Genomic DNA, 25,389 nt, shown 5'->3' with positions numbered 1-25,389 from the left:
TCAACCGGTTCAGTCGGCGCGCGGCGGCGCCGTGCTGCCCCGGGGGGTCAGGTGGGCCGTCTCGTCCTGGACGCGGCCGGGCGGCGCGCCGCCGATCACCGCGAGCAGCTGCCGGGCGGCGTGCGCGCCGTACGCCGGGATGTCCCGGCCGAGCGCGGTCAGCGGCGGGTGCACCAGCTGGCAGAGCGGCGAGTCGTCCCAGGCCACGATGGACAGGTCGCCCGGCACGGCGAGGCCCATCTCCTGGGCCACCGACAGCCCCGCTATCGCCATCACGTCGTTGTCGTAGATCACGGCGGTGGGGCGCCCGGCCGAGCTGAGCAGCCGCCGGGTGGCCCGGGCGCCCTCCTCGCCGGTGTAGTCCGACGGCACGGTGACCGCGTCGGCCAGGCCGAGCCGGCGGCACACCTGGGTGAACGCCTCGGTGCGGATCTCGGTGTGCAGCAGGGCGGGCAGCCCGCCGACGCGGGCGATGCGGCGGTGGCCGAGGGCGACCAGGTACTCCACGGTCTCCACCAGCGCCGCCGCGTCGTCGGACCAGACGCTGGCCAGCCCGCCGGTGCCGCCGGGGCCGCCGATCACCACCGCGGGCAGGCCCAGCTCCTCCAGCACCGGCACCCGGCGGTCGTCGGCGCGCAGGTCGCAGACGAGGACGCCGTCGACGCGGCGCTCGCCCCACCACCGGCGGTAGACCGCGACCTCCGCGTCCTGGTCGGCCACCACCTGGAGGGTGAGGGCGTACGACCGGGCGGAGAGTTCGGCCTCGACGCCGCTGATCAGCTCCATGAAGAACGGCTCGATGCCGAGCGTGCGGGCCGGGCGGCACAGGGTCAGGCCGACCGCGTCGGCGGTGGCCCCGGAGAGGGAGCGGGCGGCGCGGCTCGGGTTGAAGCCGATCTCGGCGGCGATGGCGAGGATCCGCTGCCGGGTGGCCTCGGAGACCCCGGGCTGGCCGTTCAGCGCGTAGGAGACCGCCCCCTTGGACACCCCGGCGCGGCGGGCGACGTCGGCGATCGTGGGCCGCTTCACCGGCGTACTCCTCCACTCTCCCGCCCGGGCGGGTGTCACCACGAGGCCGGGGCGACCGGCGGCGGTCCACGCTACTGCACCGGCCCCGGGGCGGGCCGGCGCGACCGGCGACCGGCGCCGGATCGGTCGCGAACTTTCCCGGTTAAGTGATCGTGGGCCGCTCGCTCCGGCCCCGAGCCGCGCCGCCTCTGCGCGCTCCGGCCTCATACCGAAGCGGCTCGACCTCCCATGATCTCGCTCCCACGAGCGATGCAGATTACCGCGAAGTGTCGACGGTGGCTGCCCGTTGACACTGCCGAAACCGGACCGTACGGTGGCGGAACTTATCCGGTTCAGTCAACGGCTCTCGATGTCGGGAGCGATCCCATCTGGCGCGGAGGATGACATGAGACGGTCCTTGACGCACTGGGCCAGGGCGGCCGCCGTCGGCGCGGTCAGCCTGGTCATGGTCGCGGCGTGCAGCGGCAACAGCGGGGGTGGCGGCGACTCCCGGGCGGGCGGCCCGGTCACCCTCAAAATCAACTTCTGGGGCGACTTCGGGCTCGACGAGCTCAAGACGAAGTACGAGGACGCGAACCCGAACGTCAAGATCAGCCTGAACACCGGCGAGTACAACGCCCAGCACGAGGACCTGCAGAAGAAGCTCGTCGCCGGCTCCGGCGCGCCGGACATCGCCGCCGTCGACGAGGGCTTCGTCATCCAGTTCCGCGGCCAGGCCGACAAGTTCGTCAACCTGCTCGACAAGGGCGCCGGCACGTACGAGCAGAAGTACCTGCCGTGGAAGTGGAAGCAGACCCTGACGCCCGACGGCAAGGCCCAGATCGGTCTCGGCACCGACGTCGGCGGCCTGGCCATGTGCTACCGCACCGACCTGTTCAAAGCAGCCGGCCTGCCCACCGCACGCGACCAGGTCTCCGCGCTCTGGCCCACCTGGGACAGGTTCATCGAGGTCGGCCAGCAGTACACGGCCCGGAGCGGCAAGAAGTTCATCGACGCCGGCACCAACATCTTCAACCCCGTCCTCGGGCAGCAGCCGGTCGGCTTCTACGACGAGAGCGAGGCGCTGAAGATGGATGGCGGCCCGAAGGTCGCGTTCGACGTGGCGGCCCGGACCATCGCCGCCGACCTCTCGGCCAACCTCACCGCGTTCTCGCCCGAGTGGAACAGCGGCTTCGTCAAGGGCAACTTCGCCGTGCTCGCCTGCCCGGCCTGGATGCAGGGCCACATCAAGAACACCGCCCCCGGCACCAGCGGCAAGTGGGACGTGGCCGCCATCCCCGGCGGGGGCGGCAACTGGGGCGGCTCGTTCCTGACCATCCCCAAGCAGGGAAAGAACGTCGACGAGGCGTACAAGTTCGTCGAGTGGCTGATCCAGCCCGAGCAGCAGATCGAGATCTTCAAGAAGGTCGGCAACCTGCCCTCCCAGCCGGCGCTCTACCAGGACCCGGCGATCAGGGACTTCACCAACCCCTTCTTCAGCGACGCCCCGGTCGGCCAGATCTTCTCCAGGACGGCGGAGAACCTCACCCCGCAGTACCTCGGCCGCCGCAACGGCCCGACCCGGGTGGCGGTGGAGAACGTCCTCAACCGGCTGGCCACCGGGAACCTGAAGGGCAAGCCCGACCAGGCGTGGACCGAGGCGGTCAAGGAAGCCGAGAAGGCCGCCAAGTCCTGACCGTACGCCGGCCGGGGCGGGTCGCCCCGTCCCGACCGGCCGTCCCACCCGGTCCCCTGGAGGTCCCCCGATGTCCACCACCCGCGCCGCCCCCGCGACGCCCCGGCCCGACCGGGACTCCGGCGCGACGGCCAGCCAACGGAACCGCCCCTACGAGCCCGGCCCCTGGCGCACCCGGCTGCACCGCTTCGACATGCGCTACGTGCCGTACCTGCTGATCGCCCCGTTCTTCCTGCTCTTCGCCGTCTTCGGGCTCTTCCCGATCGTCTTCAACGGCGTCGTCGCCCTGCGCCACTGGCGGCTCGACGACCCGACGCTCACCGGCTGGGCCGGGCTGGAGAACTTCCGCCGCCTGTTCACCGACGACGACTTCTTCAACGCGCTCGCCAACACCTTCGGCATCTTCCTGCTCTCCACCGTGCCGCAGCTGCTGCTGGCGCTGATCGTCGCCTCGCTGCTGAACCGGAAACTGCGGGCCCAGACCTGGTTCCGGGTCGGGGTGCTGCTGCCGTACATCACCCCGGTGACGGCTTCCACGCTGATCTTCTCCGTGGTCTTCGCCCGGGACACCGGCATCGCCAACTGGGTGCTGTCGCTGCTCGGCATCGGCGAGACCGCGCCGATCGACTGGCGCTCCGCCAAGTGGTCCTCCTGGATCGCCATCGCCACCATGGTCAACTGGAAGTGGATCGGCTACAACGCGCTGCTCTACCTGGCCGCCATGCAGTCGATCCCGCGTGACGTCTACGAGGCCGCCGCCGTCGACGGCGCCGGGCCGTGGCGCCAGCTGTGGCGGATCACCGTGCCGATGATCCGGCCGGTGGTCATCTTCACCGTCGTGCTCTCCACCATCGGCGGCCTGCAACTGTTCACCGAGCCGATGCTCTTCGACGCCAACCCGGCCCTGGGGCTCGGCGGCGACGACGGGCAGTGGCAGACCGTCGCGCAGCTCATCTACAAGGTCGGCTGGCGGGACCTCAACCTCGGCTACGCCGCCGCCATGTCCTGGGCCCTCTTCCTGGTCATCCTGCTCGTCGCGGCGATCAACGCGCTGGTCACCAACCGCCTGGGAGGTGGTAAGCGGTGAGCGCGAGGAGTGAGCTTGCGAGCCCCGCAGTCGCGAACGAAGGGGGGCACCGGTGAGCGCGAGGAGTGAGCTTGCGAGCCCCGCAGTCGCGAACGAAGGGAGGTACAGGTGAAGGTCTCGAGCTCCCGGCGGGCGGCGCTGGCGGGCCGGGCGCCGCAGCACATGCCCGGCACCGTCTGGACCTACCTGTTCCTGAGCGTCGTGATCGCGTTCTCGGCGTTCCCGCTCTACTGGATGTTCGTCATCGCCACGAACACCGACGAGGCGCTGGCGAAGATCCCGCCCCAGGTGCTGCCCGGCGGTCAGCTGGTCACCAACCTGCGGGAGGTCTTCTCCATGCAGGACGTGTTCTTCCTCCAGTCGCTCGGCAACAGCGTGATCGTGTCGTCGGTGGTGACGGCGTCGGTGCTCTTCTTCTGCTCGCTGGCCGGCTTCGCCTTCGCCAAGCTGCGGTTCAAGGGGCGCAACGCGCTGATGGTCATGGTCGTCCTGACCATGACGGTGCCGAACCAGCTCGGCGTCGTCGCGCTCTACATCCTGATGGGCCGGATGCCCGGCGAGGGCGGCTGGAACGGCACCCTCCTCGCGGTGATCGTGCCCGGCCTGGTCACCGCGTTCGGCGTCTTCTACATGCGGCAGTTCATCCTCGACGCGGTCCCCGACGAGCTGGTCGAGGCCGCGCGGATGGACGGCGCGAGCACCATGCGGATCTTCTGGAGCGTGGTGGTGCCGGCGGTCCGGCCCGCCATGGCGGTGCTCGGCCTGCTGACCTTCGTCGCCACCTGGAACGAGTTCCAGTGGCCGCTGATCACCCTCGGCGGCACCGACTACCCGACCTCGATGGTCGCCCTGTCCGACCTCGCCAGCGGCAACTACGTGCTGTACCGGCGGGTGCTGGCCGGCGCCCTGGTCGCCACCCTCCCGCTGCTGGTGATGCTCTTCGTCGGCGGCCGTCAGATCGTCCGCGGAATCATGGAAGGTGCGGTGAAGTCGTGACCCGGCAAGCGTTGCACGAGGGCTGGAGCCTGCGGGCGGTACCGGGCCCGCAGGTACCGGCGGGGATCGCCGGCCGCGCGGTGCCGGCGACCGTACCCGGCTGCGTGCACACCGACCTGCTCGCCGCCGGCCTGATCCCCGATCCGTACCTGGACGACAACGAGAAGGCGCTGGCCTGGATCGGGCGCACCGACTGGGTCTACGAGACGACCTTCCACCACGAGCCGGGCGACGACGAGCGGGTCGATCTGGTCTGCGCCGGCCTGGACACCGTCGCCACGCTCACCCTCAACGGCGCCGAGGTCGGCCGCGCCGAGAACATGCACCGCGGCCACCGCTTCGACGTTGGGTCGCTGCTGGCCGCCGGGTCCAACACCCTGGCCGTACGCTTCGACGCCGCCTACCGCTACGCCGAGGCGCAGCGGGACCGGCTCGGGGACCGGCCGAACGCCTACCCGGAGCCGTTCCCGTTCATCCGCAAGATGGCCTGCAACTTCGGTTGGGACTGGGGGCCGACCCTGGTCACCGCCGGCATCTGGCAGGAGATCGGGCTGCACGCCTGGTCCACGGCGCGGCTGGCCGTCGTGCGTCCGCTGGTGACCGTCGAGGCCGGCGACGGCCGGGTGGAGCTGCACGTCGAGGTCGAGCGGGCAGGGGACGCGCCGCTGACCGTGCGGGCGACCGTCGCCGGCGCGACGGCCGAGGCGACGATCCCGGCCGGGCAGCGCACGGCCGTGCTGACCCTCAGCGTCCGCGATCCGGCGCTGTGGTGGCCCCGGGGGTACGGCGACCAGCCCCGCCACCCGCTTCAGGTGACGCTGCACGACGCCGACGCCGACGCCCGCCCGCTCGACACGTGGTCCCGCCGGATCGGGTTCCGCTCCGTACGCCTCGACACCGTCCCCGACGCGCACGGCACCCCGTTCGCCCTGCACGTCAACGACGCCCCGGTCTTCGTCCGGGGGGTGAACTGGATCCCCGACGACGCGTTCCCCACCCGGATCACCCGGGACCGGCTGGCGCACCGGTTCCGGCAGGCCGCCGACGCGAACGTCAACCTGCTGCGCGTCTGGGGCGGCGGCCGGTACGAGTCGGAGGACTTCTACGACCTCGCCGACGAGTGGGGTCTGCTGGTGCAGCAGGACTTCCTCTTCGCCTGCGCCGCCTACCCGGAGGAGGAGCCGTTCCGCGCGGAGGTGGCCGCCGAGGCCGCCGAGCAGGTGGTCCGGCTGGCGCCGCACCCGTCGCTGGTGCTCTGGACCGGCAACAACGAGAACATCTGGGGCTGGCACGACTGGGACTGGCAGGAGCCCCTCGCGGGGCGCGCCTGGGGGCGCGGCTACTACCTGGAGCTGCTGCCCCGGATCGTCGCCGAGCTGGACCCGACGCGCCCGTACTGGCCGGGCAGCCCGTGGTCGGGCAGCGAGGAGATCCACCCCAACGATCCGGCGCACGGCACGACGCACATCTGGGACGTCTGGAACACCGACGACTACACGAAGTACCGCGAGTACGTGCCGCGCTTCGTCGCCGAGTTCGGCTACCAGGCCCCGCCCGCGTACGCGACGCTGCGCCGGGCGCTGTCGGACGAGCCCCTGGCCTCCGACTCGCCCGGCATGGCGCACCACCAGAAGGCGATCGACGGGGACGCCAAGCTCCGGCGGGGGCTCGACGCCCACCTGCCGGCACCGGCCGACTTCGACGACTGGCACTGGCTGACGCAGCTCAACCAGGCGCGGGCGATCCAGCTCGCCGTCGAGCACTTCCGCTCCCACCGGGACGTCTGCGCGGGCACGATCGTGTGGCAGCTCAACGACTGCTGGCCGGTGACCTCGTGGTCGGCCGTCGACGGCGACGGCCGCCGCAAGCCGCTGTGGTACGCACTGCGCCGGGCGTACGCGGACCGGCTGCTGACCGTCCAGCCCCGCGCGGGCGGCCTGGCCCTGGTCGGGGTCAACGACGGGGCGACCCCGTGGCGGGCGACCGCCTCGGTGACCCGGCTGACCCTGACCGGCGAGCCACGGGCCAAGGTCACGTTGGAGCTGGACGTTCCCGCGTACGCCAGGATCGAGCTGGCGCTGCCCGCGGAGCTGGCGCGGCCGGAGCAGGCCCGCCGCGAGTTGCTCGTGGCCGACGCGGGCGGGACGGCCGAGCGGGCGCTCTGGTTCTTCGCCGAGGACCGCGACGCCGACTGGCCGCCGGCCGGTTACGACGCGGCGGTCGAACCGGTCGACGGCGGGCACCGGGTCCGGGTCACCGCCCGCACGGTGCTGCGCGACCTGACCCTCTTCCCGGACCGCCTCGACCCGGCGGCCGAGGCCGACGAGGCGCTGGTCACCCTGCTACCGGGCGAGTCGGCCACGTTCACGGTGCGCACGAACGCCCCACTGCCCCCGGCGGCCCTGACCACCCGCCCCGTCCTGCGCCACGCCGGCGACATCGCCGCCGGCTGACGGTCGACGACGGAGATCTTGGCAGGAAACGGCCCCCGGAGGGGCACTTCCGCACCAAGATCTCCGTCGTGCCGTGGCGGCTACTCCGGGACGCGGCGGTAGGCGCCGTCGCTGGCCGAGGTCGCCATCGAGGCGTACGCGCGCAGCGCCGCCGACACCGGCCGCTGCCGGTCGACCGGGGTGTACGGCCTGTCGCGCTTCTCCTGCGCGACGCGGCGGGCCTCCAGCACGTCGGGGGCCACGTTCAGCTCGATCGACCGGCCCGGGATGTCGATGACGATCTCGTCGCCGGACTCGACGAGGGCGATCAGCCCGCCGGAGGCCGCCTCCGGTGAGACGTGCCCGATGGAGAGCCCGGAGGTGCCGCCGGAGAAGCGCCCGTCGGTGAGCAGCGCGCAGGAGTGGCCCAGCCCCCGGCCCTTCAGGAACGAGGTCGGGTAGAGCATCTCCTGCATGCCGGGGCCGCCCTTCGGCCCCTCGTAGCGGATCACCACCACGTCGCCAGCGACGATCCGCTTGTTGAGGATCGCCTCGACGGCGTCGTCCTGCGACTCGTAGACCTTGGCCGGGCCACGGAAGGTCAGGCACTCCTCGGGCACCCCGGCGGTCTTCACCACGCAGCCCTCCGGGGCCAGGTTGCCGTGCAGGATGGCCAGCCCGCCGTCCGCGCTGTAGGCGTGCGCGAGGTCCCGTACGCAGCCCCCGGCCGCGTCGGTGTCCAGCGACGACCAGCGGTTGGTGGTGGAGAACGGCTCGGTGGTGCGCACCCCGCCCGGGGCGGCGTGGAACAGCTCGACCGCCTCCGCCGTCGCCGACCCGCCCCGGACGTCCCAGTCGGCGAGCCAGCGCTCCAGGCTGGGGGAGTGCACGGCGTGCACGTCCCGGTGGAGCAGGCCGGCCCGGTCCAGTTCGCCGAGGATGGCCGGGATTCCGCCGGCCCGGTGCACGTCCTCCATGTGGTACTGCGGGGAGTTCGGGGCGACCTTGGCCAGGCAGGGCACCCGGCGGGAGACGGCGTCGATGTCCGCGACGCCGAAGTCCAGCTCGGCCTCGCGGGCGGCGGCGAGCAGGTGCAGGATCGTGTTGGTCGAGCCGCCCATCGCCACGTCCAGGGCGACCGCGTTCTCGAACGCGGCCCGGCTGGCGACGGCGCGCGGCAGCACGGAGGCGTCGTCGCCGTCGTACCACCGCTTGGCGATCTCCACGACGGTGCGGCCGGCCTCGACGAAGAGGGACCGGCGCGCGGCGTGGGTCGCCAGCGTCGAGCCGTTGCCCGGCAGCGCCAGGCCGATCGCCTCGGTGAGGCAGTTCATCGAGTTGGCGGTGAACATGCCGGAGCAGGAACCGCAGGTCGGGCAGGCCGACCGCTCGATCTCGCCGAGCTGGTCGTCGGTGACGGCCTCGTTGGAGGAGGCGATCATCGCGTCGATCAGGTCGATCTTGGAGTGCACGATGCCCTCGATCGCCACGGTCTTGCCGGCCTCCATCGGCCCGCCGGAGACGAAGACGGCCGGGATGTTCAGCCGCAGGGCGGCCAGCAGCATGCCCGGGGTGATCTTGTCGCAGTTGGAGATGCAGACCAGGGCGTCGGCGCAGTGCGCGTTGACCATGTACTCCACCGCGTCGGCGATCAGCTCCCGGCTGGGCAGGGAGTAGAGCATCCCGCCGTGGCCCATGGCGATGCCGTCGTCCACGGCGATGGTGTTGAACTCGCGGCCCACCCCGCCGGCCTCCGCCACCGCCTCGGCGACCAGGCCGCCCATGTCCTTGAGGTGCACGTGACCGGGTACGAACTGGGTGAAGCTGTTGGCGATGGCGACGATCGGCTTGCCGAAGTCGTCGTCGGTCATCCCGGTGGCCCGCCACAGGGCCCGGGCGCCGGCCATCGTCCGACCGTGCGTGGAGGTCTTCGACCGCAGCTCAGGCATGCCCACCAGTGTGACACCGCCGCCGGGGCGGCCGGCCGCCGTGCGCGCCGTGTCCCAAAGGATGCACACCCGGGCCCCCACGCCGCGCACGCATCCGGCACAGTTGGGACGTGCAGTTCCCCCCGGGCATGGTCGCGGTCGCGGTGCTGTGCGGGCTGGTCGCCGCGGCGGCCACCGCGCTGTCGGCCGCCGGCGCCCTGCGCCGCGCCGGGCCGCACCGGCAGGCGTACGCGCTGCTCGCCGCCGCGTCCGGGGTGGCGCTGGTCACCCTGCTGGTCGGGGTGGCCGTGGCGCTCTCCGTCGCCGGGCACGCGGGGCAGGCGCCGGACCGGCGCATGGGCTGGGCCGGCGTCGTGTCGATCGGCACGGCGGTCAGCGGGCTGGTCTTCTCCGCCGGGCTGCTCCGGCTGCCCGGCGTGGCCGCCACGGCGGCGGCCACCGCCCGACTGGCGCTCGACGGCCTGGTGGTGGCGACGGCGTTGTGGTTCGTCGGTTGGGTGATCTTCTCCGAGCCCACCCGGCTGCTCGGCGACGCCACCCCGGTGGCCTGCGTGCCGATCCTGCTCGCCACGGTCAGCGCGGCCCTGACCGCCGGGCTCGCCCTGATCGTGGCCTTCCGTGCCCCGCCGCCGCGCGGCCGCGCCGCCCGGCTCGGCGCCGGCGCCACCGCCGTCACCTGCGGCGGGCTCGGCATCGCCACCGGGCTCTGCCAGGCCGGGCCGGGCATGGCGCTGGTCGGGGCGGGCGTGCTCGCCGCCGGCCTGGTCGCCGCCGCGTCGGCCGCCCGCCGGCCGGACGCGGCGGACCGGCCGGCCCCCGACCTGATCCGCCGCGACGGCGCGTACGCGTTCGTCCCGATGTTCGCCATGGCCGCCTCGGCGATGTACCACCTGCTCCAGGACGGCCGGTTCGACGCGCTGGGCATCGTCGCCGGCAGCGTGGAGGGCTTCGCCCTGGTGACCCGGCAGTACCTGACGCTGCACGACGTGCGCGGCTACGCGCGGCGGCTGGCCGAGCGGGAGGCGCACTTCCGCGAGCTGGCGCACACCGACCAGTTGACCGCGCTGGCCAACCGGCGGGGGCTGTTGCAGGCGCTGCACCGGTGCGCCGAGGCCGGCGCCCCCTGCGTGCTGCTCGGGCTCGACCTCGACGGCTTCAAGCACGTCAACGACATGCGCGGCCACGACGTGGGCGACGCGGTGCTGGCCGAGGTCGGCGAGCGGCTGCGCGCCAACCTGCGCCCCGGCGACGTGGCGGCCCGGCTCGGCGGCGACGAGTTCGCGGTGCTGATGCACGGCCAGCCCGCCGACGCGGACCGGGTCGCCGAGCGCCTGCTGGGCGTGCTCGGGCGCGCCTACGACCAGCCGGAGGGGCCGGTCTTCCTGTCGGTGAGCATCGGGGTGGCCGGCTGGACGGGCGAGCCCGACGTGGAGCTGCTGCTGCGCCACGCCGACCTGGCGCTGCGCTACGCCAAGCAGCGCGGCAAGAACCGGATCGAGCGCTACGACGCCGCGTACGACCAGTTGCTGCGCCGGCGTACCACGGTGGAGCACGAGCTGCGCGGCGCGATCGAGCGCGACGAGCTGCGCCTGGCGTTCCAGCCGGTGGCGTCGCTGCCCTCGGTGCGCCCGGTCGGCGCGGAGGCGCTGCTGCGCTGGCGCCATCCCGTGCTGGGCAACGTCGGCCCGGACGAGTTCATCCCGCTGGCCGAGGAGTGCGGGATGATCGCCAAGCTGGGCGCCTGGGTGCTGCACCAGGCGTGCCACCAGCTCTCCCGCTGGCTGGCCGACGGCCACGACGTCTGGGTCTCGGTCAACGTGTCCCCCCGCGAGCTGCACGCCCCGGAGTACGTGGTCCAGGTCGCCGAGGCGCTGCGCGCCCACCGCGTGCCGCCGCAGCGGCTGGTGCTGGAGGTCACCGAGCACGCCGTCGCGACGGACCTGGACGAGCTGATCCGGCGGCTGACGGCCCTGCGGCTGACCGGTGTCCGGATCGCGTTGGACGACTTCGGCGCCGGCTACTCCTCGCTCGGCCAGCTGCGCCGGCTGCCGATCGACATCCTCAAGATCGACCACGGCCTGGTCGCGGAGCACGAGCCGGTGCGGCCGGCGGACGGCCCGGCGTTCGCGCCGATGGTCGACATCGTCATGCGGCTCGGCCACCAGTTCGGCCTGGAGGTCATCGCCGAGGGGGTGACCACGCCGACGGAGCTGGCCGCCGTGGTCGCCGCCGGCTGCCGGTTCGGCCAGGGAGCGCTCTTCGGCTGGGGAGTGCCGGCCGAGCACCTGGAGGCCATGCTGGAGGCGGCCACGTCCCCGGGGGCCCGCCCGGCCCCGGCCCCGGCGGCGGCCGGCCCACCCGCGTCGCCGCCGCCCCGGCGGCTGCCGACGCTGCCCGCCCCGCGCCCCTCCCGGCAGGGGTCCGCGCAGGTGGAGCGGGGTTCCTAGCGCCCCGGACGGGTGAAATCCGACGCCCCGTTAACCAACATGTGGGATCAGTTGACTCATCGCGTGAGATGCGTCAGGCTTGCCGCATGTCGTCGTACCGGTCGCTGCGAGTACTTACCTGAGCGCACTCTCCAAGTCGAGAGTGCGCTGGCCCCGTGCATCCTGCACGAGGGCTTTTTTGTTGCCGTCGGACCCATCGACGCCGGGCGTCGCCCGCGTCACCCGCTCGAACAGCCGCACCCACTCCAGCCGAAGGCCTGAACCGCCATGACGAGACCCACGCCAGAGACACTCGCCCACTCCGCCCGGCGGGCCCGCACGGTCGCCGAGCCCGCGAGCGACGCCGAGCCCGCCGGCGCCGCCCGCGCCGCGGCCACCCCGGCCGTCCCGGGGGTACGCACACCCGCCCCGGCCCAGGTCAGCGGTGCCGGCTCGCTCGTGCGGTCCCTCGAGGCGCTCGGCGTCGACGTCGTCTTCGGCATCCCGGGCGGCGCCATCCTGCCGGCGTACGACCCGCTCTACGACTCCACCGTCCGGCACATCCTGGTCCGCCACGAGCAGGGCGCCGGGCACGCGGCGACGGGCTACGCCCAGGCGACCGGCCGGGTGGGCGTCTGCATGGCCACCTCCGGTCCCGGCGCGACGAACCTGGTCACCCCGATCGCCGACGCGTACATGGACTCGGTGCCGATCGTGGCGATCACCGGTCAGGTCGCGCGGCCCTCGATCGGCACGGACGCCTTCCAGGAGGCGGACATCCAGGGCATCACCCTGCCGATCACCAAGCACAACTTCCTGGTGCAGGAGGCCGAGGAGATCCCCCGGGTGCTGGCCGAGGCGTTCCACCTGGCCGCCACCGGCCGACCCGGGCCGGTCCTGGTCGACATCCCCAAGGACGTCCTCCAGGCGCCCACCACCTTCACCTGGCCGCCGACGCTGGACCTGCCCGGCTACCGTCCGACCCTGCACCCGCATGGCAAGCAGATCCGCGAGGCGGCCCGGCTGATGGCCACCGCCCGGCGCCCGGTGCTCTACGTCGGCGGCGGCGTGCTGAAGGCCGGCGCCACGGAGGGGCTGCGCCGGTTGGCCGAGCTGACCGGGATCCCGGTGGTCACCACGCTGATGGCGCTCGGCGCGTTCCCCGACTCGCACCCGCAGCACCTGGGCATGCCCGGCATGCACGGCACGGTCTCCGCGGTCTACGGCCTGCAGAAGGCCGACCTGATCGTGGCCCTGGGTGCCCGCTTCGACGACCGGGTCACCGGCAAGCTGGACTCGTTCGCCCCGGACGCGGCGGTGGTGCACGCCGACATCGACCCGGCCGAGATCGGCAAGAACCGGCACGCGGACGTCCCGATCGTCGGCGACGCCCGGCACGTCATCGACGAGCTGATCGCGGCGGTGACCAACGAGCAGGCGGCCGGCCGGCGCGCCGACCTCGCCGACTGGTGGACCCAGCTCGACGACCTGCGCAACCGGTACCCGCTGGGCTACGAGGAGCCGGCCGACGGCACCCTCTCCCCGCAGTACGTGATCAAGCGGCTCGGCGAGCTCGTCGGCCCGGACGCGATCTACGTGGCGGGGGTCGGCCAGCACCAGATGTGGGCCTCGCAGTTCATCTCCTACGAGAAGCCGTACACCTGGTTGAACTCCGGCGGCCTCGGCACGATGGGCTACGCGGTGCCGGCGGCGATGGGCGCCAAGGTCGGCAAGCCGGACACGGTGGTGTGGGCGATCGACGGCGACGGCTGCTTCCAGATGACCAACCAGGAGCTGGCCACCTGCGCGCTGGAGGGCATCCCGGTCAAGATCGCCGTGATCAACAACGGCAACCTCGGCATGGTGCGGCAGTGGCAGACCCTGTTCTACGGGGAGCGCTACTCCAACACCGACCTCGGCACCCACAAGCACCGCATCCCCGACTTCCTGAAGCTCGCGGAGGCGCTCGGCTGCGTGGGCCTGCGCTGCGAGAACGCCGAGGACGTCGAGCGGACCATCGCCGCCGCGATGGCCATCGACGACGCACCGGTGGTCATCGACTTCGTCGTCGGCAAGGACGCCATGGTGTGGCCGATGGTCGCCGCCGGCACCAGCAACGACGAGATCATGTTCGCCCGGGGCGTCCGCCCGGCCTTCGACGAGGATGACATCTGACATGAGCGAGCAACGCGAGCGAATCATCAGGCTCAGTCCCGTGCCGCGTCAGGGCACGACCGAGCGGAGCGAGGTCGTGGCATGACAATGCACACCCTGAGCGTCCTGGTGGAGAACAAGCCGGGCGTCCTGGCCCGGGTCTCCGGGCTGTTCTCCCGGCGCGGCTTCAACATCGACAGTCTCGCCGTCGGGGAGACCGAGAACCCGGACGTCTCGCGGATCACCATCGTGGTCAACGCCGAGTCGTCCCCGCTGGAACAGGTCACCAAGCAGCTCAACAAGCTGGTCAACGTGCTCAAGATCGTCGAGCTGGACCCGCAGGTCTCGGTCGCCCGGGAACTGCTCCTGGTCAAGGTGCGCGCCGACCGCGCCGCCCGGGCCCAGGTGCTGGAGACGGTCGGCCTGTTCCGGGCCCGGGTGGTCGACGTGGCGCCGGACACGCTGACCATCGAGGCCACCGGCACCCCGGACAAGCTCGACGCGCTGCTGCGCGACCTCGAACCGTTCGGAATCAAGGAGATGGTCCAGTCCGGGCTGGTGGCAATCGGGCGCGGCTCGCGCTCCATCACCGCCGGGCCCTCGCTCCGGGCCGCCTGACCCCGACCCGGCCGGCGCGGGGCGCCGGCCGGGACCGCCCCGACCAGTGCCGGCGCGTCGCGCCGCCTGGGACCGCACAGATCCACGACGGGCCGCCCGGGCCGCCGTACGAAAGGGAGATCATGAGCGTTGAGGTGTACTACGACGACGATGCCGACCTGGGCCTGATCCAGGGCCGGAAGGTCGCGGTGATCGGGTACGGCAGCCAGGGCCACGCCCACGCGCTGTCGCTGCGCGACTCCGGAGTCGACGTGGTGATCGGTCTGCCGGAGGCCTCCAAGAGCCGGGTCAAGGCCGAGGAGCAGGGCCTGCGCGTCCTCACGCCGGCCGAGGCGGCGGCCGAGGCCGACGTCATCATGATCCTCGCACCGGACACCGCCCAGCGCAGCATCTACGCCGAGTCGATCGCGCCGAACCTGGCCCCGGGCAAGGCACTCTTCTTCGGCCACGGCTTCAACATCCGCTACGGCCTGATCAAGCCCCCGGCCGACGTGGACGTGGCGATGGTCGCGCCGAAGGGCCCGGGTCACCTGGTCCGCCGCCAGTACGCCGACGGCAAGGGCGTGCCCTGCCTGGTCGCCGTCGAGCAGGACGCCAGCGGCAGCGCCCTCGCGCTGGCCCTGTCGTACGCCAAGGGCATCGGCGGCACCCGGGCCGGCGTCATCCGGACCACCTTCACCGAGGAGACCGAGACCGACCTCTTCGGCGAGCAGGCGGTGCTCTGCGGCGGCGCGGCGGCGCTCGTGCAGACCGGCTTCGAGGTGCTCACCGAGGCGGGCTACGCCCCTGAGGTGGCCTACTTCGAGTGCCTGCACGAGCTGAAGCTGATCGTCGACCTCATGTACGAGGGCGGCATCGCGAAGATGCGTTACAGCATCTCCGACACGGCCGAGTACGGCGACCTCTCCCGCGGCCCGCGCGTCATCGACGCCCGGGTCAAGGAGGAGATGCGCAAGATCCTCAGCGAGGTCCAGTCCGGCGAGTTCGCCCGGGAGTGGGTGGCCGAGGACGAGGCCGGCCGGCCCAACTTCAGCAAGTGGCAGGCCGAGGGCGCGGCGCACCCGATCGAGGAGACCGGCAGCAAGCTGCGCGGCATGATGAGCTGGGTCGACCGCCCGATCACCGAGACCGCCTGAGACACACCCCCGGCGGCCCGGCCCGGGCGCTCTCCCCGGCGCCCGGACCGGGCCGCTGCCTGTCCGCACCACCCCGCCGCTCGCCGCGCCGGCCGAACCGACCGGCACACCCGCCCCGCCACGCCGGGGCGACCCCACGCGCCCGTCACACGCTGTTCACCGGCGGGCCGTCACCCGTTGTGAGGGCACTCACCCCGTAGTCCGGGACATGCCGGCCGGCCGGCCCCCTACGATCGCGGGGTAGGTGCGTAGCCGGCACCTGACGGCCATGGCCCGGATCAGCGCAGGGCGCAGCGCGGCGTCCCGCAGCCCGGCCCACCGCTCTGACGACAACTACGAGGACCAATGACTCCTGTCGTACTGATCGCCGAAGAACTCGCACCCGCCGCCATCGAGGTGCTCGCCCACGACTTCGACGTCCGGCACGTCGACGGCACCGACCGTCCGGCCCTGCTCTCGGCGCTCTCCGAGGCCGACGCCGTCATCGTGCGCAGCGCCACCCAGATCGACGCCGAGGCGATTGCCGCCGCGCCCCGGCTGAAGGTCGTCGCCCGGGCGGGCGTGGGTCTGGACAACGTCGAGGTGCCGGCCGCCACCGCGCGGGGCGTCATGGTCGTCAACGCCCCCACCTCGAACATCGTCTCCGCCGCCGAGCAGGCCCTCGCGCTGCTGCTCGCCGTGGCCCGCAACACCGCCAGCGCCAGCGCCGCGCTGAAGGCGGGGGAGTGGAAGCGGTCGAAGTACACCGGCGTCGAGATCCAGGGCAAGACCGTCGGCGTGGTCGGCCTCGGCCGCATCGGCGTGCTCTTCGCCCAGCGGATCGCCGCCTTCGGCACCCGGCTGATCGCGTACGACCCCTACATCCAGCCGGCCCGCGCGGCCCAGCTCGGCGTCCGCCTGGTGGGCCTGGAGGAGCTGCTGCGGGAGAGCGACTTCATCTCGATCCACCTGCCGAAGACCCCGGAGACCGTCGGCCTGATCGGTGAGAAGGAGCTGGCCGTCGTCAAGCCCGGCGTCCGGATCGTCAACGCCGCCCGGGGCGGGCTCGTCGACGAGCAGGCCCTGGCCGACGCGATCGCCGAGGGCCGGGTGGCCGGCGCGGGCGTGGACGTCTACGCCAAGGAGCCCTGCACCTCCTCGCCGCTGTTCGCCTTCGACAACGTGGTCGCCACCCCGCACCTGGGCGCCTCCACCGGCGAGGCGCAGGACAAGGCCGGCCTGGCCGTGGCCAAGAGCGTGAAGCTGGCGCTCCAGGGCGAGTTCGTGCCGGACGCCGTGAACGTGCAGGCCGGTGGCGTGGTCGCCGAGGACGTGCGGCCGCTGCTGCCGCTGGCCGAGAAGCTCGGCCGGGCCTTCACCGCCGTCGCGGGCGGGGTCGCCGCCAGCGTCACCGTCGAGGTGCGCGGCGAGATCGTCAACCACGACGTGTCGGTGCTGAAGCTCGCCGCCACCAAGGGGCTGTTCAGCTCGGTGGTCGAGGAGCAGGTCACCTACGTCAACGCGCCGCACCTGGCCGCCGAGCGCGGGGTCGAGGTCACGCTGGTCGCCCAGACCGACGCGGTCGACCACCCCAGCCTGGTCACCGTCCGCGGCGCGCTGCCCGACGGCCGTACGGTCAGCGTCTCCGGCACGGTGACCACCGCCGGCGGCCGCGACGTCATCAAGCTCACCGAGGTCGACGGCTTCGACGTGGAGATCGGCGCGGAGGGCATCCTGGTCTTCCTGCGCTACGTCGACCGCCCGGGCGTGGTCGGCACGGTCGGCACGCTGCTCGGCGAGGCCGGCGTCAACATCGCGGCGATGCAGGTGGCCCGCCGCGAGGCCGGCGGCGAGACCCTGATGACCCTCACGGTCGACCAGGCGCTCGGCGCCGACCTGCTCACCTCGGCGGCGGACTCGATCGGCGCGGTCGCGGCCAGCGCGGCGGACCTGCGCGACGAGTGACCTGAACGCGCGACAGCGGGGGCCCGGCGGATCCGCCGGGCCCCTCGTCGTACTCGGGCAGTGGTCAGCCGGGCAGTCGGGCCGGCGGCGGGTAGACCGAGCCGTCCTGCGCGTCGAAGAGCATCAGGTCGTACGCGCCGGCCAGCCGTTCGATGTCGAGCAGCACCTGGTCCTCGCAGGTCGGGTGCAGGTTCAGCTCGACGTGGTCGCTGGCCGCATGCAGCGGCGCCACCGCCCACGGGGTGCCGGGGCCGGCCGGCCGGTCCGGGTAGCTGCCGGTGATGGCGCGGTAGAACGCCACCACCCGCGGGTCCGGGTACCGGTCGACGTGCTGTCCCTGCCGGCACCGCAGCACCGCCGCCCGCACGTCCTCGGGTGTCGCCCCGTCCGCCAGGGCCCACACGCTCAGATCGAAACTCACGGCGGACAGCGTGCCATCCGCCGTTCACCGCGTCGAAATCGGCCCGCCGCCGGATCGGCACGCTCCTGTCGCGACGGTCCGCAGTGGAGACCCTTGCGTTGAGTTGCGTCGATTCGCTAGCGTATCGGTGCGGTCACTGGCCGAGCTCGCGGCGTGGGCCCGTCTTCGGGTGGCGAGGTCGACGTCCGGCCGACCGGCCCGCACCCCTCGATTGCGCGAGCCACGCGCACTCGTCGCTGACCGGCCCTCACGATCGTTGCCGAGACCGTGGGGGCCGATCGCGCGTCCGGCCCGCTCCCGAGGGCGACGCGAGACCGTTCAGCGGCGGTGGGCGAAGAGCGCGCGGTAGTCCGACCCGTCGCGGAACCAGTCCAGCCCGGCCGGCCCGGCGGCGTAGAGCGCGGTGGCGTAGGCGTCGGCGACGGCGAGGTCCGGCCCGACCACCGTCGCGGCGACCAGCTGGTCGGCGGGCTCCCCGGTGTGCGGGTCCACCACGTGCCCCTGCCGGCCGCTCACCCCCGAGGTGCCGATCGCGCCCGCGGTCATCTCCAGCACGAGCGGCGCCCGGTGCTGGTCCGTCGGGTGGTGCACCGCCACCCGCCACGGGCCGCCGTGCGCCGCGTGCCCGCGGACGACCAGGTCGGCGCCGCTGAGCACGGCGTAGTCGTGGACGCCGGCGGCGCGCAGCCGGGCGGCGGCGCGCTCCACCGCCCACCCGCCGAGCAGGCCGCCGGGGTCGAAGCCGCCGGGCACCGCCCAGGCGTCGAACCAGCCGTCGGTGGCCGCCCGCATCGCCGCGCAGCGGTCCACCAGGTCGGCCAGCGGCGGGTACGAATCGGGGCTGATCTCGCCCCGGCGCAGCCGGGAGACCAGGCTCTCCGGCCGGGTCGGGCCGTAGGTGAGGTCGATCGCCCGCAGCTCCGCCACCGCGTCCCGCAGCGCCTCCCCGACACCGCGGCGGCCCAGCCACTCGGGGGCGTTGAGCAGCAGCGAGTATTCCGCCGTGGAGGTCCTTACGGCGTGCTGGACGGCGATGCGGTCCCCGCCGACCGTGCCGGGCCGGTCCACGCGGTGGCTGCGGGCGCCCAGCCGCAGGTCCGGCCGGCGCGGCTGGAAGGCCGACTGGTCCACCCACCGGGTCCGTGGCTGCTGGTCGATCCGCATGACGCTGCTCCCTCGCTGACGCCGGCCGCGTCCTCGCGGCCTCCGTCACGGGCCCCCGTTGACCCGCTCGTCACCACGCTAGGCAGCGGAGATGACCCCACCATGAATGCCACCTGGGAGGATCCTGTGCATCCTCCTTTCCCGCATTCTGGAAGGTCCGTACCGGGAGGCGGGACGGCGGCGTACGGTCGGACGAAACGGCGAGGCGAGGGAGCACAGGGACGTGGCACGGATCGCGGTGGTGGCCGGGGACGGCATCGGACCCGAGGTGGTCGCGCAGGCCCGCAAGGTCATCGACGCCGTGCTGCCGGGGGTGGACGCCACCGAGTACGACCTCGGCGCCGCCCGCTGGCACCGCACCGGCGAGGTGCTGCCCGACTCGGTGCTGACCGAGCTGGCCGGGCACGACGCGATCCTGCTCGGCGCCGTCGGCGACCCGACCGTGCCGCCGGGCGTGCTGGAGCGGGGCCTGCTGCTCAAGCTGCGCTTCGCCTTCGACCAGTACGTCAACCTGCGCCCGTCGCGGCTCTGGCCCGGCGTGGCCGGGCCGCTGGCGAGCGTCAAGCCCGGCGAGGTCGACCTGGTGGTCGTCCGCGAGGGCACCGAGGGCCTCTACGCCGGCGCCGGTGGCGCGCTGCACCGGGGCACCCCGGCGGAGGTCGCCACCGAGGAGAGCCTGAACACGCGGCACGGCGTGGAGCGGGTGATCCGCGACGCCTTCGCCCGCGCCGCGCGCCGGGAGCGGCGCAAGGTCACCCTCGTGCACAAGACCAACGTGCTCACCCACGCCGGTTCGTTGTGGGCGCGCGCGTTCGAGGCCGTGGCGGCCGAGCACCCCGACGTGGCCACGGAGTACCAGCACGTCGACGCCGCCGCGATGTTCCTGGTCACCCAGCCGCAGCGCTACGACGTGGTGGTCACCGACAACCTGTTCGGCGACATCCTCACCGACATCGCCGCCGCCGTCACCGGCGGGATCGGGCTGGCGGCCAGCAGCAGCATCAACCCCGAGGGGGCGTACCCCTCGATGTTCGAGCCGGTACACGGCTCGGCGCCGGACATCGCCGGGCGCGGCGTGGCCGACCCGGTGGCGGCCGTACTCTCGGCGGCCCTGCTGCTCGACCAGCTCGGGCACGCCGACGCCGCCGCCCGGGTCACCGCGGCGGTGGGCGTGGAGCTGGCCGGGCGGGCCCCGGGCGCGGCACTGCGCACCGAGGAGGTCGGCGACCGGCTGGCCGGGTACGCCACCTCCTGAGGCCGCCGGCCACCCGTCCCGAAATCCCGATCACGCCGCCCGGCCGCACCCCGGCCCGGCGGCCTACACCCGTCCGGTGCTGCCGGTACGCCCGGGCGGCGCTACCCGCTGAACGACCGTTCGGGGTAAGTTTCTCGCACCAGATTTCTCGGCATGCGGACCCGTGTGCCGTAGTCCCGCAGGGAGGTCAGCGCGATGAGCGGTGGTGACAAGCTCGACTTCGAGATCCGTCCGAATCCCGCGCCGGTATCCGTCGCCGACCGGGCCGCCCTGCTGGCCAACCCGGGTTTCGGCCGGGTCTTCACCGACCACATGGTCACCATCCGCTACGCCGACGGCAAGGGTTGGTACGACGCCCGGGTCGAGGCCCGGGCGCCGATTCCGATGGACCCGGCCGCCGCGGTGCTGCACTACGCGCAGGAGATCTTCGAGGGGCTGAAGGCCTACCGGACGGCCGACGGCGGGGTCACCCTGTTCCGTCCGGAGGCCAACGCCGCCCGCTTCGCCGCCTCCGCCCGGCGCATGGCGATGCCGCCGCTGCCCGAGGAGGCGTTCGTCGACTCGCTGCGTCAGCTCGTGGCCACCGACCAGGAGTGGATCCCCGAGGGCGAGGACGGCAGCCTCTACCTGCGACCGTTCATGTTCGCCAGCGAGGTGTTCCTCGGCGTCCGGCCCGCCAACGAGTACCTCTACGTGGTGATCGCCTCGCCGGTCGGCGCGTACTTCTCCGGCGGGGTGAAGCCGGTGACGGTCTGGGTCTCCCCGGACTACACCCGGGCCGCCCCGGGCGGCACCGGCGCGGCGAAGTGCGGCGGCAACTACGCCGCCTCGCTGGTGGCGCAGGCCGAGGCGATCGAGCACGGCTGCGACCAGGTGGTCTTCCTGGACGCGGTGGAGCGCCGCTTCGTCGACGAGCTGGGCGGCATGAACGTGTTCTTCGTCTACGACGACGACACCGTGGTCACCCCGCCGCTGACCGGCACGATCCTGCCCGGCATCACCCGGGAGTCGGTGCTCACCCTGGCCGCCGACGCCGGGCACCGGATCGAGGAGCGGCCGGTGAGCTTCGCCGACTGGCAGGCGGACGCCGCGAGCGGTCGGCTCCGCGAGGTGTTCGCCTGCGGCACGGCCGCGGTCGTCACCCCGATCGGGCGGGTGCGCTTCCCCGACGGCGAGTTCCTGGTGGGCGGCGGCGAGCCCGGCCGGGTCACGACGGCCCTGCGCCAGCAGCTCGTCGACCTCCAGCGCGGCAAGGTCGACGACCCGCACGGCTGGGTCCGCCGCATCCTCTGACGGTGCGGTCGGCAGGCCGCCGACCGGCCTCGGGTGTCGTCACGACAACGGCCGCAAGCACGACCGCGATCTCCACACGGCGCTGACGACCGCAGGGTGTCTGGCGGACACAATGTGCCGGTGATGCTGTCGTTGCAACGGTGTGCCCTGGTCCGGCTCTGGCGGGTCGGACTGTGGCTGTGCGGAACCGTTCTGGTCGTCGTCGGCACGACGAAGGTCCGTCCGGACGACGGAGAGCGGGCCGTCGACGCCTTGGCCCACCTCGCGGTGGCCGGCGCCTGTGCGGCTGTCGCCGGCTCGTGGCGCTGGCCGGTCCAGGCAGCGGGCGCGGTGGCGGTGACCCTGCTGCTGTACACCGGGCGGCACTATCCGGACGGGCCGGTGCTGTTGGCGGGTCTGGTGGTGCTGTACGGGCTCGGCTCGGTGCGGTCCAGGCGGCTGGCCTACGGGTTCGCGGCCGGCACCGCAGTCGTGGTGGTGGCGGCCGGCGCCCTGGTCGACGGCGGGCCGGGCGTGGTGGACCTGGCGTTCGTCGGGTGGGCGGCGGCGGCCGTGTTCGCGGCCGACGCCGTGCGCGGAGTTCGGGAGCGGCGGCTCGCGCAGGAGGAGCGGACCCGGCTGCGGACGCAGGCCCGGCAGCGGGACGAGGAGCGCCGCCTGGCCGAGGAGCGGCTGCGGATCGCGCGGGACCTGCACGACACCGTGGCTCACGCGATGGCGACGATCAACGTGCAGGCCGGCATGGCCGGGCAGGTGATCGACAGCCGGCCGGACCTGGCCAGGGAGGCGTTCGAGGTGGTTCGCGGCGTCAGCGGCGCGGTCCTCGACGAGTTGAACGCCATGGTGCGGGTGCTGCGCGCGGGTGACGAGCGGTCGCCGTTGCGCCCGCTGCCGGGGCTGACGGACCTGGCCGCGCTGGCGCGCTCCACCGAGCTGGCCGGCACGCCGGTCGAGCTGCGGGTCACCGTGCCACCCGGTCGGGTGGCGCGACCGGTGGCGCTCGCCGCGTACCGCATCGTGCAGGAGTCGATGACGAACGTGACCCGCCACGCCGCAGGCGCGCGGGCCCGCGTGACCGTGACCTACGACGACGCGGACGGACTGCGGGTCGCGGTCACGGACGACGGGGGCGACGCCGCAGGCGGCGCCGGGCGACCCGGCGGGCGGGTCGGCCTGATCGGGATGCGCGAGCGGGCCGCCTCGACCGGTGGCTGCCTGGTGGTAGGCCCCCGGCCGGATGGCGGGTTCGCCGTCGCGGCCCACTGGCCCGCCGCGACGGCTCGTGCGGCAGAGGGAGCGGACCGGTGATCCGGGTGGTGCTCGCCGACGATCAGCTGCTGGTCCGGGCCGGCTTCCGGGCGCTGCTGGCGGTGGAGCCTGACATCACGGTGGTCGGTGAGGCCGACGACGGCGCCTCCGCCCTCGCCACGGTCGTCACCACGGTCCCGGACGTGGTCCTGATGGACGTGCGGATGCCCGGGACGGACGGCATCGCCGCGACCCGCCGGATCGTGGCCGACGACCGCCTGTCCGGCGTCCGTGTGTTGATCCTGACCACGTTCGACCTCGACGAGTACGTGTTCGAGGCACTACGCGCAGGGGCGAGCGGTTTCCTCGTCAAGCACACCCATCCGGCGGAACTGGTGCGCGCGGTACGGGTGGTGGCGGACGGCGACGCCCTGCTGTCACCGGGGGTGACCCGACGGTTGATCGCCGAGTACGCCGCGCGCCCGGCGCCCGCCGCCGTCCCGCTGTCGATGGCGGTGCTGACCGACCGGGAGCGGGAGGTCGTGACGCGGGTCGCCGAGGGCCTGTCCAACGACGATATCGCCGCGCGGCTCTTCGTCACGCCCGCGACCGTGCGGACCCATGTGAGCCGGGCGATGATGAAGCTGCACGCCCGGGACCGGGCCCAGCTGGTGGTGTTCGCGTACCACAGTGGCCTGGTCCGGGTGCCACGGCGCTGAGTGCGTCTGCACATCTGACGTAGGGCGATCCCCACGGCATGCGGACGACGTGCGGCGGCTGGTCGCCGAGGCTGTACGTCATGACGATCACATCCCCGCCGGTGCCGCCGGACGCGGCGGTCACCCTCGACGGCTTGACCAAGCGCTACGGTGCGCGCACGGCGGTCGACCAGCTCACCATGCACATCCCGCGAGGATCCGTCGCCGGGTTCGTGGGCCCCAACGGCGCCGGCAAGACCACCGCCATGGCCATGCTGCTCGGCCTGGTCCGTCCGTCCGCCGGCACCGCCACGGTGCTCGGTCACCCGATCTCACAGCCCGCGCGCTATCTCGGTCGGGTCGGTGCGCTGATCGAGACCCCCGGGTTCTACCCGGCGCTGACCGGGCTGGAGAACCTGCGGGTGCTCGCGGCCATGGGCGGCCACGACGTCGCCCGGATCCCGCGCGTGCTCGAACAGGTCGGCCTCGCCGGCCGCGGACGCAGCCGGTTCGGCCAGTACTCGTTGGGCATGAAGCAGCGCCTCGGCATCGCCGGCGCGCTGCTGGGCGACCCCGAGCTGGTGATCCTCGACGAGCCGACGAACGGCCTCGACCCGTTGGGGATGTCCGAGATGCGCGAGCTCATCGTCGGTCTCGCCGGGCAGGGGCGTACGGTCATGGTCTCCTCCCACCTGCTCGGGAAACTGGAACAGGTCTGCGACTGGTTGCTGATCCTCGACCACGGCGAGCTGGTCTACCAGGGTGCGACCGAGGCGTTCGCCGTCGGCGTCGAGCTCAGCGTGGCGGCCGAGGGCAGCGCGGACACCGGGCGCCTGGCCGAACTGCTGGTCGCCGCGGGGTACCCCGTGCGGCGGCGCGGCGACGAGCTGGTCGTGCAGCTCGGTGACCGTGACGGGCGGACGGCGGCGGCGCACGTCAACCGGATCGCCCACGCCGGCGGCGTCGTCCTGAGCGTCCTGCACCGGCGCCGCCCGAGCCTGGAAGACCAGGTCCTGGCGCGCATGGGAGGCAACCGGTGACGCGTGCGTTCCGCGCCGAGTTGATCAAAATTGCCCGTCCCCGGATGCTGTGGGTCACCGCAGTCGTGGCGGTGGCGTTCGCGGTAGGTTCGGCTGCGGCGGGAATCCTCAGCGCCGAGCCGGCCGCCGTCGGCGGACCGGCACCGGAGGACTTCGCCCGGGCGGGCGGCGGCACCCTGTCGTTCACCGTCGCGGCGTCGTTCGCCGGCGCTTTCCTGTTGGCCGTCTTCGCCGGCGCCGTGGGCGTGGAGTTCTCCCGTGGCACCCTGCGGACCCTGCTCATGCAGCAGCCGGGCCGCCTGCGCCTGGTCGCCGGCAAGCTCGCCGCGTTGTTGCTGTTCGCCGCCGTCACGGTCGCCGTCACCCAGGCGGTCAGCGTGGTCGCCGCCGTGCTCTTCGCCGCCGCGAAGGACATCTCCACGGCCGAGTGGTTCACCGCCGCGGGGTGGCGGGCGATGGCCGGCGACTACGGCAGTGCGCTGCTCGCCGTCACCGGCTGGGCGCTGCTCGGCACGGCCCTGGGGGTGCTGGTGCCCTCGGTGCCGGTCGCCGTCGGCATCGGCGTGGGTTGGGCCGGGCCGGTGGAGCAGGTGCTCGGCGAGGCGTGGGGGCCGGCCGCCGAATGGTTTCCGGGCCTGCTGCTGGAGAGCCTGCTCGACCCGGAGCCGGGCGGGCCGGGCACCGCACGCGCCCTGGTCACCCTGGCCGGCTACTGCCTGGTCGCCGCCTGCGCGGCCGGGATCGCCCTGACCCGCCGCGACGTCACGTCCTGACCGTGGCCCGGGCCGTCGCCCATCCCGAGTGACGGCCCCGGCGTGGCGGGG

19 protein-coding genes are annotated in these 25,389 nt (G+C 73.3%); 15 read left to right on the top strand and 4 right to left on the bottom strand.

Annotated features, from left to right (window positions below; genetic code table 11):
• Positions 1–9: 9 nt before the first annotated feature.
• On the bottom strand, positions 10–1,029 hold the full coding sequence (locus ACFHW0_RS04595) for a LacI family DNA-binding transcriptional regulator (protein ID WP_416605633.1): 1,020 nt from the start codon (positions 1,027–1,029) through the stop codon (positions 10–12).
• A 385-nt stretch (positions 1,030–1,414) separates the two neighbouring features.
• Between ACFHW0_RS04595 and ACFHW0_RS04590 the strand changes: the two genes are divergently transcribed.
• The 4 genes from ACFHW0_RS04590 to ACFHW0_RS04575 all read left to right on the top strand — a co-directional run bounded on the left by ACFHW0_RS04590 (position 1,415) and on the right by ACFHW0_RS04575 (position 7,240).
• Positions 1,415–2,704 (top strand): extracellular solute-binding protein, encoded by a 1,290-nt coding sequence (locus tag ACFHW0_RS04590; protein WP_416605631.1) that lies wholly within the window; start codon positions 1,415–1,417, stop codon positions 2,702–2,704.
• A gap of 70 nt (positions 2,705–2,774) precedes the next feature.
• Entirely contained in the window at positions 2,775–3,791 is a 1,017-nt protein-coding gene (locus ACFHW0_RS04585) for a carbohydrate ABC transporter permease (protein ID WP_416605630.1), read from the top strand.
• 162 nt (positions 3,792–3,953) lie between these two features.
• Positions 3,954–4,787, top strand: a complete 834-nt coding sequence (locus ACFHW0_RS04580) for a carbohydrate ABC transporter permease (RefSeq protein ID WP_366640194.1) — start codon at positions 3,954–3,956, stop codon at positions 4,785–4,787.
• Positions 4,784–7,240, top strand: coding sequence for a glycosyl hydrolase 2 galactose-binding domain-containing protein (locus ACFHW0_RS04575; protein WP_416605629.1), 2,457 nt, complete (start codon positions 4,784–4,786; stop codon positions 7,238–7,240). The genes ACFHW0_RS04580 and ACFHW0_RS04575 overlap by 4 nt, the downstream gene beginning before the upstream one ends.
• 80 nt (positions 7,241–7,320) lie before the next feature.
• On the opposite strand, the gene ilvD is transcribed toward ACFHW0_RS04575, so the two are convergent.
• Positions 7,321–9,168 carry a dihydroxy-acid dehydratase gene (gene ilvD / locus ACFHW0_RS04570; protein WP_416605627.1) on the bottom strand — a complete coding sequence of 616 codons (1,848 nt, stop codon included), beginning with the start codon at positions 9,166–9,168 and terminating at the stop codon, positions 7,321–7,323.
• Positions 9,169–9,278: 110 nt separating this feature from the next.
• Here ilvD and ACFHW0_RS04565 point away from each other — a divergent pair, with 110 nt between their 5' ends.
• The 5 genes from ACFHW0_RS04565 to serA all read left to right on the top strand — a co-directional run bounded on the left by ACFHW0_RS04565 (position 9,279) and on the right by serA (position 17,446).
• The gene (locus ACFHW0_RS04565; protein ID WP_416605626.1) at positions 9,279–11,615 is read left to right on the top strand and encodes a putative bifunctional diguanylate cyclase/phosphodiesterase; all 2,337 of its coding nucleotides are present in this window, start codon (positions 9,279–9,281) and stop codon (positions 11,613–11,615) included.
• Positions 11,616–11,882: 267 nt separating this feature from the next.
• Positions 11,883–13,769: an acetolactate synthase large subunit gene (locus ACFHW0_RS04560; protein WP_416605625.1), complete on the top strand. Its 1,887-nt coding sequence runs from the start codon at positions 11,883–11,885 to the stop codon at positions 13,767–13,769.
• A gap of 81 nt (positions 13,770–13,850) precedes the next feature.
• Positions 13,851–14,366: an acetolactate synthase small subunit gene (ilvN, locus tag ACFHW0_RS04555; protein WP_089001623.1), complete on the top strand. Its 516-nt coding sequence runs from the start codon at positions 13,851–13,853 to the stop codon at positions 14,364–14,366.
• A 122-nt stretch (positions 14,367–14,488) separates the two neighbouring features.
• Positions 14,489–15,502 (top strand): ketol-acid reductoisomerase, encoded by a 1,014-nt coding sequence (ilvC, locus tag ACFHW0_RS04550; RefSeq protein ID WP_416605624.1) that lies wholly within the window; start codon positions 14,489–14,491, stop codon positions 15,500–15,502.
• A 345-nt stretch (positions 15,503–15,847) separates the two neighbouring features.
• Positions 15,848–17,446, top strand: coding sequence for a phosphoglycerate dehydrogenase (serA, locus tag ACFHW0_RS04545; protein WP_416605623.1), 1,599 nt, complete (start codon positions 15,848–15,850; stop codon positions 17,444–17,446).
• A 64-nt stretch (positions 17,447–17,510) separates the two neighbouring features.
• Here the strand turns inward: serA and ACFHW0_RS04540 are convergent, their stop codons facing one another.
• Positions 17,511–17,867 (bottom strand): hypothetical protein, encoded by a 357-nt coding sequence (locus ACFHW0_RS04540; protein WP_121396167.1) that lies wholly within the window; start codon positions 17,865–17,867, stop codon positions 17,511–17,513.
• A gap of 318 nt (positions 17,868–18,185) precedes the next feature.
• Positions 18,186–19,031, bottom strand: a complete 846-nt coding sequence (locus ACFHW0_RS04535) for an FAD:protein FMN transferase (RefSeq protein ID WP_416605622.1) — start codon at positions 19,029–19,031, stop codon at positions 18,186–18,188.
• 223 nt (positions 19,032–19,254) lie between these two features.
• Between ACFHW0_RS04535 and ACFHW0_RS04530 the strand changes: the two genes are divergently transcribed.
• From ACFHW0_RS04530 to ACFHW0_RS04505, 6 genes are all read left to right on the top strand, one after another.
• Entirely contained in the window at positions 19,255–20,286 is a 1,032-nt protein-coding gene (locus ACFHW0_RS04530) for a 3-isopropylmalate dehydrogenase (RefSeq protein ID WP_416605621.1), read from the top strand.
• 195 nt (positions 20,287–20,481) lie between these two features.
• A complete protein-coding gene (locus ACFHW0_RS04525) occupies positions 20,482–21,579 on the top strand; it encodes a branched-chain amino acid aminotransferase (RefSeq protein WP_416605620.1) in 1,098 nt (365 codons plus the stop codon).
• A gap of 123 nt (positions 21,580–21,702) precedes the next feature.
• Positions 21,703–22,887, top strand: a complete 1,185-nt coding sequence (locus ACFHW0_RS04520) for a sensor histidine kinase (protein WP_416605744.1) — start codon at positions 21,703–21,705, stop codon at positions 22,885–22,887.
• The gene (locus tag ACFHW0_RS04515; RefSeq protein ID WP_416605618.1) at positions 22,884–23,546 is read left to right on the top strand and encodes a response regulator transcription factor; all 663 of its coding nucleotides are present in this window, start codon (positions 22,884–22,886) and stop codon (positions 23,544–23,546) included. The genes ACFHW0_RS04520 and ACFHW0_RS04515 overlap by 4 nt, the downstream gene beginning before the upstream one ends.
• A gap of 80 nt (positions 23,547–23,626) precedes the next feature.
• Positions 23,627–24,565, top strand: a complete 939-nt coding sequence (locus tag ACFHW0_RS04510; RefSeq protein ID WP_416605616.1) for an ABC transporter ATP-binding protein — start codon at positions 23,627–23,629, stop codon at positions 24,563–24,565.
• Positions 24,562–25,338 (top strand): ABC transporter permease, encoded by a 777-nt coding sequence (locus tag ACFHW0_RS04505; protein ID WP_416605615.1) that lies wholly within the window; start codon positions 24,562–24,564, stop codon positions 25,336–25,338. Before ACFHW0_RS04510 ends, ACFHW0_RS04505 begins: the two co-directional genes overlap by 4 nt.
• The last annotated feature ends 51 nt before the right edge of the window (positions 25,339–25,389 follow it).

Origin of the sequence: Micromonospora sp. LOL_025 (genome assembly GCF_048060285.1) — a bacterium.
In the GTDB taxonomy this organism is placed as follows: domain Bacteria; phylum Actinomycetota; class Actinomycetes; order Mycobacteriales; family Micromonosporaceae; genus Micromonospora.
This window is presented reverse-complemented; position numbering and strand designations above follow the sequence as displayed.